We start from the raw sequence: 14,053 nt of genomic DNA on the forward strand, positions 1-14,053 counted from the left end.
ACTTCGTCCCGTGATCGAGGAAGGTCGACGCCGTGGCTCGCGCAAGCCCCGGCGGGGCGACCTGCCCATCGCCACCATCGCCGAACTCGCCGGGGTGTCCCCGCCGACGGTGTCCAAGGTGCTCAACGGCCGCCGGGGGGTGGGCGAGCAGACCCGGCAGCGGGTGGAGGCGTTGCTACGCGACCACGGCTACCGCCGCCGACCGGCCGGTGGCGTGGCACCCTGCATCGAGGTGGTCTTCCACCAGATGCTCTCCTCGATCGCCATGCCGATCCTGCGCGGGGTCCAGGAGGTCGCCGGCCCCCGCGACCACACGGTCGGCTTCACCGACGTGCACCACCGCCTGCGGGCCGGGCAGCCCTGGGTGGAGTCGCTGCTGCTGCGCCAACCGGCCGCCGTGATCACGGTGTTCTCGCTTCTCACAGCCGAGGACGGGGCGCGGTTCAGCGCCGCCGGCATTCCGTTGGTGGCGGTCGATCCGATCGGCGACCTGTTTCCCGTCCCCGCCGTCGGGTCGAGCAACTGGAGCGGGGCGCTGTCCGCCACCCGGCATCTCCTGGATCTCGGCCACCGGCGGATCGGGGTGCTCAACGGTCCGGTCGGGGACCTGTCGGCGCGGGCCCGCCGGGACGGCTTCCGCGCCGCGTTGGACTACGCGGGTGTCCCATTCGACGAGCGCCTCGAACGCGGCGGGGTGTTCACCTTCGAGGAGGGCCGACGCCTCGCCGCCGAGCTGCTCGGCCGGCCGGAGCCGCCCACCGCCGTCGTCTGCGGCAACGACCTGCAGGCGTTGGGCGTCTATGCGGCGGCCCGGGAGGTCGGACTGCGGATTCCCGACGAGCTCAGCGTCGTGGGCTTCGACGACGTCGACGAGGCGGCCTGGCTGGCGCCGCCGCTGACCACGGTGCGGCAGCCGTTCGGGGAGATCGGGGCCACCGCCGCCCGGCTCGCGTTGACCCTGGCCGACGGCCACCCGCTCACCCAGGACCGCTACGAACTCGGCACCTCGCTCGTGGTGCGGGGCAGCACCGCCGTACCACGGTCCCGCTGACCCCGGGCGGGTCGCGGACCCGTGCGCCGTGCCGTCGGCAACAGGTGCTGTCGGTCCCGGGCGGTGGCGGCCCCGCCGGTCCGCCCAGCTCCTGTGCTGCCGGTCCGCCCTGTGCCTGTGCTGCCGGTCCGCCCAGTGCCTGTGCGGTCGGGGGTCGCCCTGTTCCTGTGCTGCCGGGGGTCGGCCGGTGCCCGTGCCGCCGGGGGTTGCCGGTTTGCCCGATTCGCCCGCCGGTGTCATCCGGTGGGGGGACATGGGTCGACGCGCCGCAGCTAAACTTGATTTGTTCCAGAACAGCGGGCTAGGGTCGTGCCATGACGGCCGACCTCGAGGCACAGTTGCGGGCGGCATCGCTGCGCGTGACCCGGCCCCGACTGGCCGTGCTCGCCGCGCTGCGCGACCACCCGCACGTCGACACCGACACGGTGATCGCGCTGGTCCGGGCCGACCTGCCCACGGTCTCCCACCAGGCGGTCTACGACGTGCTGCGGGCGCTCACCGACGCCGGCCTGGTGCGCCGCATCCAGCCGGGGCGGGCGACCGCCCGCTACGAGTCACGGGTGGGGGACAACCACCACCACGTCGTGTGCCGCTCCTGCGGTGCGATCGCCGACGTCGACTGCGCCGTCGGTCACGTTCCTTGCCTCACCGCCTCCGACGATCACGGTTTCGTGGTCGACGAGGCGGAGGTCGTCTACTGGGGCACCTGCCCCGACTGCGCGGCCGACCGCACCTCCCAGTGATCCACCAGTTCGGAAGGAAGCACATGAGCGACACCCAGGACAACGCTCCCGCCAGCGCGCAGGGCGTGGACCAGAAGGCGGCGGCCGGTTGCCCGGTCGCGCACGACTCGGTGACCGCGCACGGCAGCGAGAGCGAGAACCCGGCGATCGACTCGCCGACGCCGAAGACCGGTGGGCGTCCGCGTACCAACCGGGACTGGTGGCCCAACCAGCTCGACCTCTCGGTCCTGCACGCCCACTCGGCCAAGGGCAACCCGCTGGGGGAGGACTTCAGCTACGCCAGGGAGTTCGCCAAGCTCGACGTCGAGGCGCTCAAGCGGGACATCACCGAGGTGCTCACCACCTCGCAGGACTGGTGGCCGGCCGACTTCGGCCACTACGGCGGCCTGATGATCCGGATGAGCTGGCACGCCGCCGGCACGTACCGGATCGAGGACGGCCGTGGGGGCGCCGGTGACGGCGGGCAGCGGTTCGCGCCGCTGAACAGCTGGCCGGACAACGCCAACCTGGACAAGGCCCGCCGGCTGCTCTGGCCGGTCAAGCAGAAGTACGGCCAGCAGATCTCCTGGGCCGACCTGCTCGTGCTTGCCGGCAACGTGGCCCTGGAGTCGATGGGCTTCACGACCTTCGGTTTCGGCTTCGGCCGGCAGGACGTCTGGGAGCCGGAGGAGATCTTCTGGGGCCCGGAGGACACCTGGCTCGGCGACGAGCGCTACGCCTCCGAGAGTGAGATGGCGGCCGGCGTCGGGGCGACCGAGATGGGCCTCATCTACGTCAACCCGGAGGGTCCCCGGGGCAACGCCGACCCGCTCGCGGCGTCGCACTTCATCCGGGAGACCTTCCGCCGGATGGCGATGAACGACGAGGAGACCGTCGCCCTCATCGCCGGCGGCCACACCTTCGGCAAGACCCACGGCGCCGGCATCGCCGACGACCACGTCGGCCCCGAGCCCGAGGGCGCCCCGCTGGAGGCGCAGGGCCTGGGCTGGCTGAGCACCCACGGCAGCGGCAAGGGTGGCGACACCATCACCAGTGGTCTGGAGGTCACCTGGACCGACCGGCCGACGCAGTGGAGCAACCGCTTCTTCGAGATCCTCTTCGGCTACGAGTGGGAGCTGACCACCAGCCCCGGCGGGGCGAAGCAGTGGGTCGCCAAGGACGCCGAGGCGATCATCCCGGACGCGCACGACCCGGCCAAGAAGCACAAGCCGACGATGCTCACCACCGACCTGTCGCTGCGCGTCGACCCGGCGTACGAGAAGATCTCGCGGCGCTTCCTGGAGCACCCGGACGAGTTCGCCCTGGCGTTCGCCAAGGCCTGGTACAAGCTGCTGCACCGGGACATGGGCCCGGTCAGCCGCTTCCTCGGCCCGTGGGTCGCCGAGCCGCAGCTCTGGCAGGACCCGGTGCCGGCCGTCGACCACGAGCTGGTGTCCGACGCCGACGTCGCCGCCCTCAAGGCGAAGGTCCTCGACTCCGGCCTGACCACCGCGCAGCTGGTCGCCACCGCGTGGGCCTCTGCGGCGACCTTCCGGCACACCGACAAGCGCGGTGGCGCCAACGGCGCGCGGATCCGCCTCGAGCCGCAGCGCAGCTGGGAGGTCAACCAGCCCGAGCAGCTCGCGACGGTGCTGGGCACGCTGGAGGGGATCCAGCGGGAGTTCAACGCCGCCGGTGCGGCCAAGATCTCCCTCGCGGACCTGATCGTGCTGGCCGGCTCGGCGGCCGTGGAGCGGGCGGCCCGCGAGGCGGGTGTCGAGGTGACCGTGCCGTTCCGGGCCGGCCGCACCGACGCCAGCCAGGAGGAGACGGACGTCGAGTCCTTCGCCGTGATGGAGCCGCGTGCCGACGGGTTCCGCAACTACCTGCGTCCGGGTGAGAAGACCCAGCCGGAGGTGCTGCTCGTCGACCGGGCGTACATGCTCAACCTGACCGCGCCGGAGATGACCGTCCTCGTCGGCGGTCTGCGGGCCCTCGGCAACAACGTCGGCGGCACGGCGCACGGCGTGCTCACCGACCGGCCGGGCGTGCTCACCAACGACTTCTTCGCCAACCTGCTCTCGCCGGGCACCCGGTGGCGGGCGTCGGAGTCCGACGAGCACGTCTACGAGATCCGGGACCTGGCCACCGACGAGGTGAAGTGGACCGCCACCGCGGTCGACCTCATCTTCGGGTCCAACTCCCAGCTGCGGGCCCTCGCCGAGGTCTACGCCAGCCAGGACGCGGGCACCAAGTTCGTGACCGACTTCGTGGCGGCCTGGACCAAGGTCATGGAGCTGGACCGGTTCGACCTGTCCTGACCCCAGGTTCCCTGAAGGGCCCCGGCCGATCGACGATCGGCCGGGGCCCGTTCCGGTTCGGGGGCGGGTGAACCCACTTCATATTGGACAAAAGCTGCCAAAGCGCCATATAGTCTCTTTCGTGTATTTCCTGGCAGCCCTGGTCAGCCCGTTGCTGCTCGTCGGTGGCGTCGCGCCGCCCGGCGTGGCACCCGTCGCCCGTGTGCAGGCGATGGCGCTGGTGGTCGGGCTGGACATCACCGTGCCCCCTACGGCCAGCCTCGGTGCGGGCCTGGCGGGGACCACCCTCAGTCGCTCGTTGGGCACCGTCACCGTGGCGGACACCCGGACGACCAACCCCAACACCTGGACGGCCACCGTGTCCGCCACGGCGTTCATCACCGGCGGGGGTGGCCCGGCCCAGACCATCGCCACCACCCAGGTCTCCTACTGGTCGGGCCCGGTGACCAAGCAGAACGGTGGGGGTACCAAGGTGCCTGGTCAGGCCACCGCAGCCCAGGCGGTGACGCTTACCGTGCCACGGATCGCGTTCAGCAAGACCACGGGCAACCAGCGAAACAGCGTGAGCTGGGCGCCCACCCTCCGCGTGGCGATCCCCGCCGGAGCGGTGACGGGCGTCTACTCCGGCACCATCACACACTCTGTCGCCTAATGGGTGATTTGACGCTAATGCAACCTATGGGCTTTTTTGAGTGTTTAGCGTGGAGGCATGAAGAAGTCATTGCTCGCCCTGGCCGCCGGGGCGGCGGTGCTCGCCGTAGCGTCGCCCGCCGCCGCCGCCCCGTCGGGCGACACCATCGTCACCTTCACCGTGTCGACCGCCAACCTGGACATCGCCGTGCCCGCCTCGGTGAACCTGGGCGCGGCCTTCGCCGGCTCCACCATCACCGGCTCGCTCGGCAACGTCACGGTCACGGACAGCCGGGCGGCGCTCTCGGCGACCTGGACCGCGTCGGTCACCAGCACCTCGTTCACCACCGGTGCGGGCTCGGTTGAGGAGACCATCCTGCCCAACCTGGTGGAGTACTGGTCCGGGCCGGCGCTGTCCACCACGGGCACCGGCACCTTCGTGCCCGGTCAACCCACCGTGGCCGACGCGGTGACGCTCAACCTGCCCCGGACGGCCTTCTCCAAGACCTCCGGCAGCGGCAACAACTCGGCCACCTGGGACCCCAGCCTCCGGATCACCATTCCGCCCGCAGCCGTCGGCGGACTCTACTCGGGGGTGATCACCCATTCGGTGGCCTGACCGACTCCGTGTCGTGATCCTGGCCGTCACCGTCCTGGTGGCGGCCGGGACACCGGCGATTGCCGCGTCGCCGTCGCCGCAGCCGAGCCCGAGCTTCAGCGGGCCGGCCGCGGCGGTCGGCATCCGGCTGCTCGACGCCCCGGTGAACCGGCGCGACGACAGCCGCGCGCACAAGTACATCGTCGACCACGTCCACCCCGGGACGACCATCAGGCGGCGGATCGTGGTGGAGAACGTCTCGGAGGTCGAGCGGAAGATCGCCGTCTACGCCGCCGCCGCCGAGATCGACCGCACCGGCTTCGTCTTCGCACCCGACCGGACGCCCAACGAGCTGAGCAGCTGGATCACCGTCGACCGCGACGAGGTGGAGCTGGAGCCCGACGACGAGGCGGTGCTCACGGTGACCATCACGGTGCCGAAGAAGGCATCCGCCGGGGAACGGTACGCGGTCATCTGGGCCGAGGTGTCCACCACCGACGGCGCGAACGTCCGCAACATCGGTCGGGCCGGAATCCGGGTGTACCTGTCGGTCGGGCCGGGCGGCGAGCCGCCGTCGGGCTTCGAGGTGTCGGGGCTCACCGGCGACCGCGACGGCGACGGCGCACCGGTGGTGACCGCCGAGGTGCGCAACACCGGGCAGCGGGCGCTGGATCTCGCCGGCCAGCTACGCCTCACCGACGGCCCGGGTGGGCTGTCGGTCGGGCCGGTGCGCGCCGAGGCGGACACGCTCGCCCTCGGCGCCACCACCACCGTACGCGTGGTGCTGGACCCCCGACTGCCGGACGGCCCGTGGGCCGCCCGGCTCGACCTCGCCAGCGGGTGGACCAAGCGCACCGCGACCGGCACGGTCTCCTTCGGTGGGCCGACGGCCGCCGCCGCGACCAGCACGGACCGCTCCGGACTGGTGCTCACCGGCGGCTTCGTCGCGTCGGCCGTGGTCCTGCTCCTGTTCACCGGCTACGTGTTCCGCCGTCGAGGCCGGTCGCGGCAGGCGCTACCCGCCTGAGCGGATCGACAGTGAAAGTGCGCGCCACGTAATATTGCGTGGTGCGCACTTTCCTGAACGGTGGTCACATGAGCGGCCTCCGTGAGCGCAAGAAGATCGAGACCAGGGCGGCGCTGAGTTGGGCGGCCATCCGGCTGACCGTGGCCCGGGGCTTCGACAACGTGCTGGTGGAGGACATCGCCCAGGCCGTGGGCGTCTCCCCGCGAACGTTCAACAACTACTTCTCCAGCAAGGCCGAGGCGATCGCCTTCCGGCATCTCGACCGCAGTCGCCGGGTGGCCGAGGCGCTGCGCCAGCGGCCGGCCGGCGAACCACTCTGGGCGGCGCTGGTCGAGGCGACGCTGACCCGGTTCACCCCCGGCCCGGAGGTCGCCCAGTCGCCACCGGGCGCGCACGCCGAGTGGGTCGACGGGCTCGCGGTGATGCTCGCCGAGCCGGCGTTGCAGGCGGAGATGCTGCGCGCCAGCGCGATCGCCGAGGCCGACCTGGCCGCAGCCGTCGCCGAACGCACCGGCACCGACCTGGGACGCGACCTCTATCCCCATCTCGTCGCGGCCAGTGTGACCGCCGCCGTGAACGCGGCGATCCGGCACTACCTGCGTGCCGATCCGCCCGTTCCGATGGAGCGGTTGCTCCCCGACGCGCTGGCCCAACTCGCCGCCGGCCTGCCGGCGCCCACACCACGATGACCGCATCCCCTGCCCTGCCTCGGCCATGTCCCTGCCCCGGCCCGCTCTCCGCGTCACCGCTGACCGTGCATCCCTGACCATGCGCACGCCGGCCTGACCCACGCGCGCCGGCCCGACCGTACGCCGGCATCATCCGCGCACCGCGACGACCGCCCGCTCTGAACCGCAGCTCACCGCGTCCACCCCGAGGCCGTCGGGGTGTCCTGTCCTGCCCATGGTCCGCCGCCGTCCCGGCGAGCGGGGCCACCCTGCCCCCGAAAGGATCTTGCGATGATCGATGTCGTAATCGTCGGTGCCGGCCCGAACGGCCTCCTGCTCGCCATCGAACTGGCCCTGGCCGGCGTTCGGCCCGTCGTGTGTGAGCGGCTGTCGGCACCCACCACCGAGCAGCGTGCCAACGGACTGGTCGGACAGGTGGTTCGGATGCTCGACCGGCGCGGCCTGCACCACCGTCTGGTCGACGATCCGGCACCGCCACAGCCCGCGCCCGGGTTCGTCTTCGGGGCGCTGCCGCTGGACCTGCGGGCGGTGCCGGACAACCCACTGCACCTGATCGAGGTTCCGCAGGCCCACCTGGAGCGGGTGCTCGCCGAACGGGCCGCCGAACTGGGCGTGCAGGTCCGCCGGGGGCACGAGGTGACCGGGCTGACCCAGGGGGCCGACGACGTACGCGTCGCGTTCTCCGACGGCACGACCCTGCGCTGCCGCTACCTGGTCGGCGCGGACGGCGGGCACAGCGTCGTCCGCCGGCTGGCCGGGATCGACTTCCCCGGCGTGTCGACGGATCGCACCGTCTCCCGCACCGCCCAGGTCAGCCTGCCGGCGGAGCTGATCGACGCGTCGACCGGCGGCCTCGCGATTCCCGGGTACGGCACCGTCGCACCGTTCCGGCACACCCGTACCGAGCGGGGACTGATCGCCTGGGCCCCCTTCACCGGGCGTCCGGCGGGCCTCAGCACGATCGAGTGGCCCGACGCGAGGCAGTTCGACGGGCCACTCACCCTCGCCGAGATGCGGGCCAGTGTCGCCCGGGTGCTCGGGGTCGACGTGCCGATCGATCCGCCGGCCGGCCCGGGGCCGCACCTGCTGCGCCGCCTGGTGGGGGGCAACACCCGGCTCGCCGAACGGTACCGCGCCGGGCGGGTGCTGCTGCTCGGCGACGCCGCCCACGTCCACTCCGCGATCGGCGGGCCCGGACTCAACCTCGGCCTCCAGGACGCGGTGAACCTGGGCTGGAAGCTGGCCGGGCAGCTGCACGGCTGGGCCCCGGACGGGCTGCTGGACTCGTACGAGGCGGAGCGTCGCCCGGTGGCGCGTCGGGTGACCATGTCGACGCAGGCCCAGTCGGCGCTGATCGCCCCGGGCAGTGACGTCACCGCGCTGCGGGTGCTCCTCGGCGAGCTGCTCAGCCGGCCGGAGAACGCCGCCCACGTCGCCGCCCTCCTGGCCGGCGCGGACATCCGCTACGAGACGGGGACGCCGGGCGGGCCGCTGGTCGGGCGCTGGGCACCCGACCTGGTGTGGCACACCGACGCCGGCCCGGTACGGCTGGCCGGGCTGACCCGGACCGCCCGTGCGCTGCTGCTCGACCCCACCGGCGAGCTGGCCGAGGTGGCCGGGCCGTGGCGGGACCGGGTCGACGTGGTCACCGGGCGGTTCGCCCTGGACACCGCAGCGGCCGACGCGCCCGGCGACGGCACGTCGACCGCGCTGCTGCTGCGTCCGGACTGCTACGTGGCCTGGCAGTCCACCCGGGACGACGCGGACCGCGACGGGTTGCGGGCCGCGCTCACCCGCTGGTTCGGCCCGCCGCGCGCCGACCGGTCCTGAAGGCCGGGGTCGGCCGGCCCGGCGGGGAGGTGCCGGGCCGGCCGGTGCGTGGTGCGGCGTCAGTCCCGCTGGATGACCATGCCGGCGGCGACGGTGCGGTTGGTGGTCTCGTCGATGATGACGAAACCGCCTGTGGTGCGGTTGCGGTGGTAGTCGTCGGCCAGCAACGGCACGGTGGTCCGCAACCGGATCCGCCCGATCTCGTTGAGCGCGAGCGACGTGCTGCTCTCGTCCCGGTGCAGGGTGTTGATGTCGAGCCGGTAGTGCAGCTCGCGGACGATGGCGCGCGCCGTCCGGGTGGTGTGCTTGACGACGTACCGGCCGCCGACCTCCAACGGGCGGGTCTCGTCCATCCAGCAGACCATCGCCTCGATGTCCTGCGAGACGGTCGGGGTGTTGTTCGGCCGGCAGATCATGTCGCCCCGGGACACGTCGATCTCGTCGTCGAGGCGGACGGTGACCGACATCGGGGGGAACGCCTCGTCGACCGGGCCGTCGGCGGTGTCGATCGAGGCGATCCGGCTGGTGAAGCCGGACGGCAGCACCATCACCTCGTCGCCGGGCTTGAGGACCCCGGAGGCGACCTGCCCGGCGTAGCCCCGGTAGTCGGTGACCGTGGTCGACTGGGGGCGGATCACGTACTGCACCGGGAACCGGACGTCGACCAGGTTGCGGTCCGAGGCGATGTGCACGTGCTCCAGGTGGTGCAGCAGCGACGGACCCTCGTACCACGGCATGGTGTCGGCGCGGGTGGCGATGTTGTCACCCTGCAACGCCGACACCGGAATCACCGCCAGGTCGGGCACGTCGAGTTTGGTCGCGAAGGCGGTGAACTCGTCGGCGATCTGCTCGAAGACGTCCTGGGAGTAGTCGACCAGGTCCATCTTGTTGACGCACAACACCAGGTGCGGCACCCGCAGCAGCGAACACAGGAACGCGTGCCGCCGCGACTGCTCCACCAGGCCCTTACGGGCGTCCACCAGCACCAGGGTGAGGTCCGCGGTGGACGCGCCGGTGACCATGTTGCGGGTGTACTGGGTGTGCCCGGGGGTGTCGGCGATGATGAACTTGCGCCGGGGGGTGGCGAAGTAGCGGTACGCCACGTCGATGGTGATGCCCTGCTCCCGCTCGGCCCGCAGACCGTCGGTGAGCAACGCCAGGTTGGTGTACTCGTCACCCCGGGCCGCGCTGACCGCCTCCACCGCCGCCAACTGGTCGGTGAACAACGACTTCGTGTCATACAGCAACCGACCGATCAGGGTCGACTTACCATCGTCCACACTCCCCGCGGTAGCGAACCGCAGCAGGTCCATCGGTCGGGCCTCGGCCGGGGAACCGGCCGGTGCCAGCATGTCGGTGCTCATCAGAAGTAGCCCTCCCGCTTGCGGTCCTCCATGGCGGCCTCGCTGACCCGGTCGTCGCCCCGGGTCGCACCCCGCTCGGTGATCCGCGTCGCGGCCACCTCGTCGATCACCTTCTCCACCGTGTCCGCGTCGGAGCGGACGGCGGCGGTGCACGACGCGTCGCCGACGGTGCGGTACCGCACCCGGGCGGTGAAGGGTTCCTCGCCGGCGCGGGGGGTGAAGAACTCGTTGACGGCGTAGAACATGCCGTCGCGTTCGATCACCTCACGGTCGTGCGCGTAGTAGATCGACGGCAACGGCACCCGCTCCCGCGCGATGTAGTGCCAGATGTCCAACTCGGTCCAGTTCGACAACGGAAACACCCGGATCGACTCACCCGGATGATGCCGACCGTTGTACAACGACCACAACTCCGGCCGCTGATTCTTCGGATCCCACTGCCCGAACTCGTCCCGGAACGAGAACACCCGCTCCTTCGCCCGCGCCTTCTCCTCGTCCCGCCGCGCCCCACCGAACAACGCGTCGAACCGGTGCTTCTCCACCGCGTCCAACAACACCGGCGTCTGGATCCGGTTCCGCATCCCGTCACCGGACTCGCGGACCAGGCCCCGGGTGAGCGCCTCCGGGACACTCGCCACGATCAGGTGCAGACCCAACTCGGTCACCCGCCGGTCGCGGTAGTCGAGCACCTCCGGGAAGTTGTGCCCGGTGTCGACGTGCATCACCGGAAACGGGATGCCGGCCGGGGCGAACGCCTTCTGCGCCAGACGCAGCATCACGATCGAGTCCTTGCCACCGGAGAAGAGCAGCACCGGCCGCTCCATCTCGGCGACCACCTCACGCATCACGAAGATGCTCTCCGCCTCCAGCTCGTCGAGCTGGGAGACCTGGTACGCAGCCGATCCGCTGCTCATCTCGGGTCCTTTCCGGGGTGGGGGACGGGGGAACCGGACGGGACCGCCGTGCCGGCCAGCTGCCGTCGCAGCGCGGCCAGCAGCGGCTCGGCCAGCTCGTCGCGACAGACCAGCAGGTCGGGCAGCCGGGGGTCCGCCTCGTTGTAGGTCAGCGGGGAACCGTCGATGCGGGACGCGTGCAACCCGGCGGCCGTGGCCACCGCCACCGGTGCGGCGGAGTCCCACTCGTACTGGCCGCCGGCGTGGATGTAGGCGTCCACCTCACCGGTCACCACCGCCGCGATCTTCGCCCCCGCCGAACCCATCGGCACCAGTTCCGCGCCGACCTCCTCGGCCAGCGCGGCCAGGAACGCGGGGGGACGGCTGCGGCTGGCCGCGAGCCGGATCACCCCGCCAGGCGGGGGCGGCGGTGCGGTGGGATCGTCGGTGGCCAGCACCCGACTCTGCGCCGGCAACCCGACCGCCCCGGCGACCAACCCGTGCGGGGTGGCCGCGTCGCGGGCCCAGAGCGCCACGTGCACCGCCCAGTCGGCACGCCCCGGCTCGGAGAACTCCCGGGTGCCGTCCAACGGGTCGACGATCCACACCCGGTCGGCGGTCCGGCGGGACACCGGGTCCCCGCCGTCGACCAGCCGCGAGCCCTCGTCCTCCTCGGACAACACCGCGTCGGCGGGCCGCCACCGGGCCAGCTCGGCCCGGAGGAAGTCGTGCGACGCCCGGTCACCGGCGGCCTTCAACGCGGCGGGATCGGCGTGACCGTGGGTGGCACGTACCCGGAGCAGCAGTTCACCGGCGAGGACGGCGAGCCGGCGGGCGAGCGCCGCGTCGGATTCGGCGATGGTGGGGTCAACCATGGCAACTCCTCGACCTGTCGGGAACGGGCGTGGTGCGGGTGCGGTGCCGGGCGCGGCTGGTCACTGGATCGCCCGACGGTTGAAGCAGCGGACACTGACCCAGGTCAGCACGACGGCCACCCCGGTCAGCACGGTCAGGCACACCCACCCCGGCAGGTGCGGCACGCCGGGCAGCAACGCCCCGCGCACCCCCTCCGAGACGTACGTCATCGGGTTGAGCGCGGTGACCACCTGGTACCAGGGCACCGACGACAGCCGGGGCCACGGGTAGTGGATGCAGCCGGTCCAGATGATCGGGGTGAGGATCACCGAGAAGGTCACGTTGATCCGCTGCACCGGCAGGGTGGTGGCCAGGCTCATCCCGATCGCCCCGCCGATCCACGCCCCGAGCAGCGCCACCACGAACGCCAGCGGCAGCCCCGCCGGCCGCCACGGCGCGGAACCGACCATCAGCGCCCCGAGCGGATAGATCAGCACGGCCGCGAGCAGCCCCCGGATGGTGGCGATCACCAGCTTGCCGATCGCGACGTACCCGGTCGGCAGCGGCGCCATCAACCGGTCCTCGATCTCCATGGTGAAGCCGAACTCCTTCACCAGCGGCAGGGCCACGCTCTGCAACGCGGTGGTGAGAGCGGCCAGCGCGATGATGCCGGGCAGGAAGACGTCGGCGAAGCCGCGCCCGACGAGGCCCTGGCTGCCCAGGACGGTGTCGAAGACGAAGAGCATGAACAGCGGCGTCAACCCGACCTGCACCAGGATGACCCACAGTTCCCGGCCGGTGACCATCAGGTCGCGGCGCAGCACCGCGGCGAACACCCGCCCGGTGCCGGGGCGGGAGCGCGGCTCGGTGGCCGGGCGCAGTGGGGTCGGGGTGTCGAGAGCGGTCACCTCGGTTGCCTTCCGGTGAGTTCGATGAAGACGTCCTCCAGGCTGGGTTCGCTGATGTCGACCGCGTTGACCGCCGCCGACCGGGCGGCCAGCGCGGCCACCGCCGGGCCGAGCAGGGTGGCGGCATCGCCGGCCAGGTGCAGGCGGATGCGCAGCCGGCCCCGGCCGCCGTTGCCCGCAGCGCCGCCGCCGCGCCCCAGCAGACCCGCCCCGGCCAGGGCGGCCAACCGGCCGCCACCGGGCCGCCCACCACCACCGGCGGCGAGCGCGGCCAACATCGCGGCACCACCCGCACCGACACCGGCCAGCCCGCCCGGTCGCCCGCCGGGCGGGCCGGTCGGCGTCGCCAGCCGTTCCGCCTTGCGCACGCCGGTCAGCTCGCCCAGGGCGGCGCAGAGCGCGTCCGGGTCGTCCCCGCCGGCCGGGGTGACCGTGAGGTCGAGCAGCGCGTCCCCGGCCAGGCCCCGGACCAGGTTGGTGGGGGTGTCGAGGGTGAGCAGCCGGCCGTGGTCGACGATGCCGACCCGGTCGACCACCCGGGCCGCCTCGTTCATCGCGTGGGTGGTCAGCACGATCGCCACCCCGCGGGCCCGCAGCTCGCGCAGCTGCCCCCAGATCAACAGGCGGGTCTGCGGGTCGAGGGCGTTGGTCGGCTCGTCGAGGAAGAGCACCGTCGGCTCGTGGGTCAGCGCCCGGGCGATCATCAACCGCTGCGCCATCCCGCCCGAGTACGCCTCGATCCGCCGGTCGGCCCGTTCGGTGAGACCGAACCGCTCCAGCAGCTCTGCGGCGCGGGCCTGCGCCTCCCGACGTCGTACCCCGTGGTAGGTGGCGTGGTAGACCAGGTTCTGCCGGGGGGTCAGGGCCCGGTCCAGGTTGTTGTGCTGCGGCACCACGGCCAGCTGGGCGCGGGCGGCGGCCGGGTCCCGGCCCACGTCGACCCCACCGACCACCACCCGGCCGCCGGTGGCCCGCAGCCGGGTGGTCAGGATGCCGACGGTGGTGGACTTGCCGGCCCCGTTCGGCCCGAACAGCCCGAAGATCTCGCCCGGCGCGACGGTGAACGACAGCCCGTCCACCGCGTTGGTGTCCGCGCGGGGATAACGCTTGACGAGGTCGTCGACCTCGACCACTGCCGGCCCGTCTCTGCTGGGCATCTCAACTC

13 protein-coding genes are annotated in these 14,053 nt (G+C 72.3%); 8 read left to right on the plus strand and 5 right to left on the minus strand.

All coding sequences use genetic code 11. The annotated features are described in order from the left end of the window. The first annotated feature begins 10 nt into the window (after positions 1-10). From AB0C22_RS08245 to AB0C22_RS08280, 8 genes are all read left to right on the plus strand, one after another. A complete protein-coding gene (locus tag AB0C22_RS08245; RefSeq protein WP_219462991.1) occupies positions 11-1,051 on the plus strand; it encodes a LacI family DNA-binding transcriptional regulator in 1,041 nt (346 codons plus the stop codon). Between the two features lie 314 nt (positions 1,052-1,365). After that, positions 1,366-1,794, plus strand: a complete 429-nt coding sequence (locus AB0C22_RS08250; RefSeq protein ID WP_219462990.1) for a Fur family transcriptional regulator — start codon at positions 1,366-1,368, stop codon at positions 1,792-1,794. 23 nt (positions 1,795-1,817) lie between these two features. Next, positions 1,818-4,094, plus strand: coding sequence for a catalase/peroxidase HPI (gene katG / locus AB0C22_RS08255; RefSeq protein ID WP_219462988.1), 2,277 nt, complete (start codon positions 1,818-1,820; stop codon positions 4,092-4,094). A 121-nt stretch (positions 4,095-4,215) separates the two neighbouring features. Then, positions 4,216-4,746: a hypothetical protein gene (locus tag AB0C22_RS08260; protein ID WP_219462985.1), complete on the plus strand. Its 531-nt coding sequence runs from the start codon at positions 4,216-4,218 to the stop codon at positions 4,744-4,746. A gap of 57 nt (positions 4,747-4,803) precedes the next feature. Beyond that, positions 4,804-5,343, plus strand: a complete 540-nt coding sequence (locus tag AB0C22_RS08265; protein ID WP_357534226.1) for a hypothetical protein — start codon at positions 4,804-4,806, stop codon at positions 5,341-5,343. A 13-nt stretch (positions 5,344-5,356) separates the two neighbouring features. Continuing rightward, positions 5,357-6,349: a DUF916 domain-containing protein gene (locus tag AB0C22_RS08270; protein ID WP_219462981.1), complete on the plus strand. Its 993-nt coding sequence runs from the start codon at positions 5,357-5,359 to the stop codon at positions 6,347-6,349. A gap of 68 nt (positions 6,350-6,417) precedes the next feature. Continuing rightward, positions 6,418-7,038 carry a TetR family transcriptional regulator gene (locus AB0C22_RS08275; RefSeq protein ID WP_219462978.1) on the plus strand — a complete coding sequence of 207 codons (621 nt, stop codon included), beginning with the start codon at positions 6,418-6,420 and terminating at the stop codon, positions 7,036-7,038. 270 nt (positions 7,039-7,308) lie between these two features. Next, positions 7,309-8,868, plus strand: a complete 1,560-nt coding sequence (locus tag AB0C22_RS08280) for an FAD-dependent monooxygenase (RefSeq protein ID WP_219462975.1) — start codon at positions 7,309-7,311, stop codon at positions 8,866-8,868. 59 nt (positions 8,869-8,927) lie between these two features. Here AB0C22_RS08280 and AB0C22_RS08285 read toward each other — a convergent pair whose 3' ends face one another. The 5 genes from AB0C22_RS08285 to AB0C22_RS08305 are packed head-to-tail and all read right to left on the minus strand — an operon-like array spanning position 8,928 to position 14,045. After that, the gene (locus tag AB0C22_RS08285; protein ID WP_357534229.1) at positions 8,928-10,232 is read right to left on the minus strand and encodes a GTP-binding protein; all 1,305 of its coding nucleotides are present in this window, start codon (positions 10,230-10,232) and stop codon (positions 8,928-8,930) included. Continuing rightward, positions 10,232-11,146 carry a sulfate adenylyltransferase subunit CysD gene (cysD, locus tag AB0C22_RS08290; protein WP_208566797.1) on the minus strand — a complete coding sequence of 305 codons (915 nt, stop codon included), beginning with the start codon at positions 11,144-11,146 and terminating at the stop codon, positions 10,232-10,234. Before cysD ends, AB0C22_RS08285 begins: the two co-directional genes overlap by 1 nt. Next, positions 11,143-12,000, minus strand: coding sequence for a 3'(2'),5'-bisphosphate nucleotidase CysQ (locus AB0C22_RS08295; protein ID WP_357534231.1), 858 nt, complete (start codon positions 11,998-12,000; stop codon positions 11,143-11,145). The genes cysD and AB0C22_RS08295 overlap by 4 nt, the downstream gene beginning before the upstream one ends. A 60-nt stretch (positions 12,001-12,060) precedes the next feature. Then, a complete protein-coding gene (locus AB0C22_RS08300; protein ID WP_307799143.1) occupies positions 12,061-12,888 on the minus strand; it encodes an ABC transporter permease in 828 nt (275 codons plus the stop codon). After that, positions 12,885-14,045: an ABC transporter ATP-binding protein gene (locus AB0C22_RS08305; RefSeq protein ID WP_219462968.1), complete on the minus strand. Its 1,161-nt coding sequence runs from the start codon at positions 14,043-14,045 to the stop codon at positions 12,885-12,887. The genes AB0C22_RS08300 and AB0C22_RS08305 overlap by 4 nt, the downstream gene beginning before the upstream one ends. Positions 14,046-14,053: the final 8 nt, after the last annotated feature.

It is taken from the genome of Micromonospora sp. NPDC048894, assembly GCF_040649765.1.
In the GTDB taxonomy this organism is placed as follows: Bacteria; Actinomycetota; Actinomycetes; order Mycobacteriales; family Micromonosporaceae; genus Micromonospora; species Micromonospora antibiotica.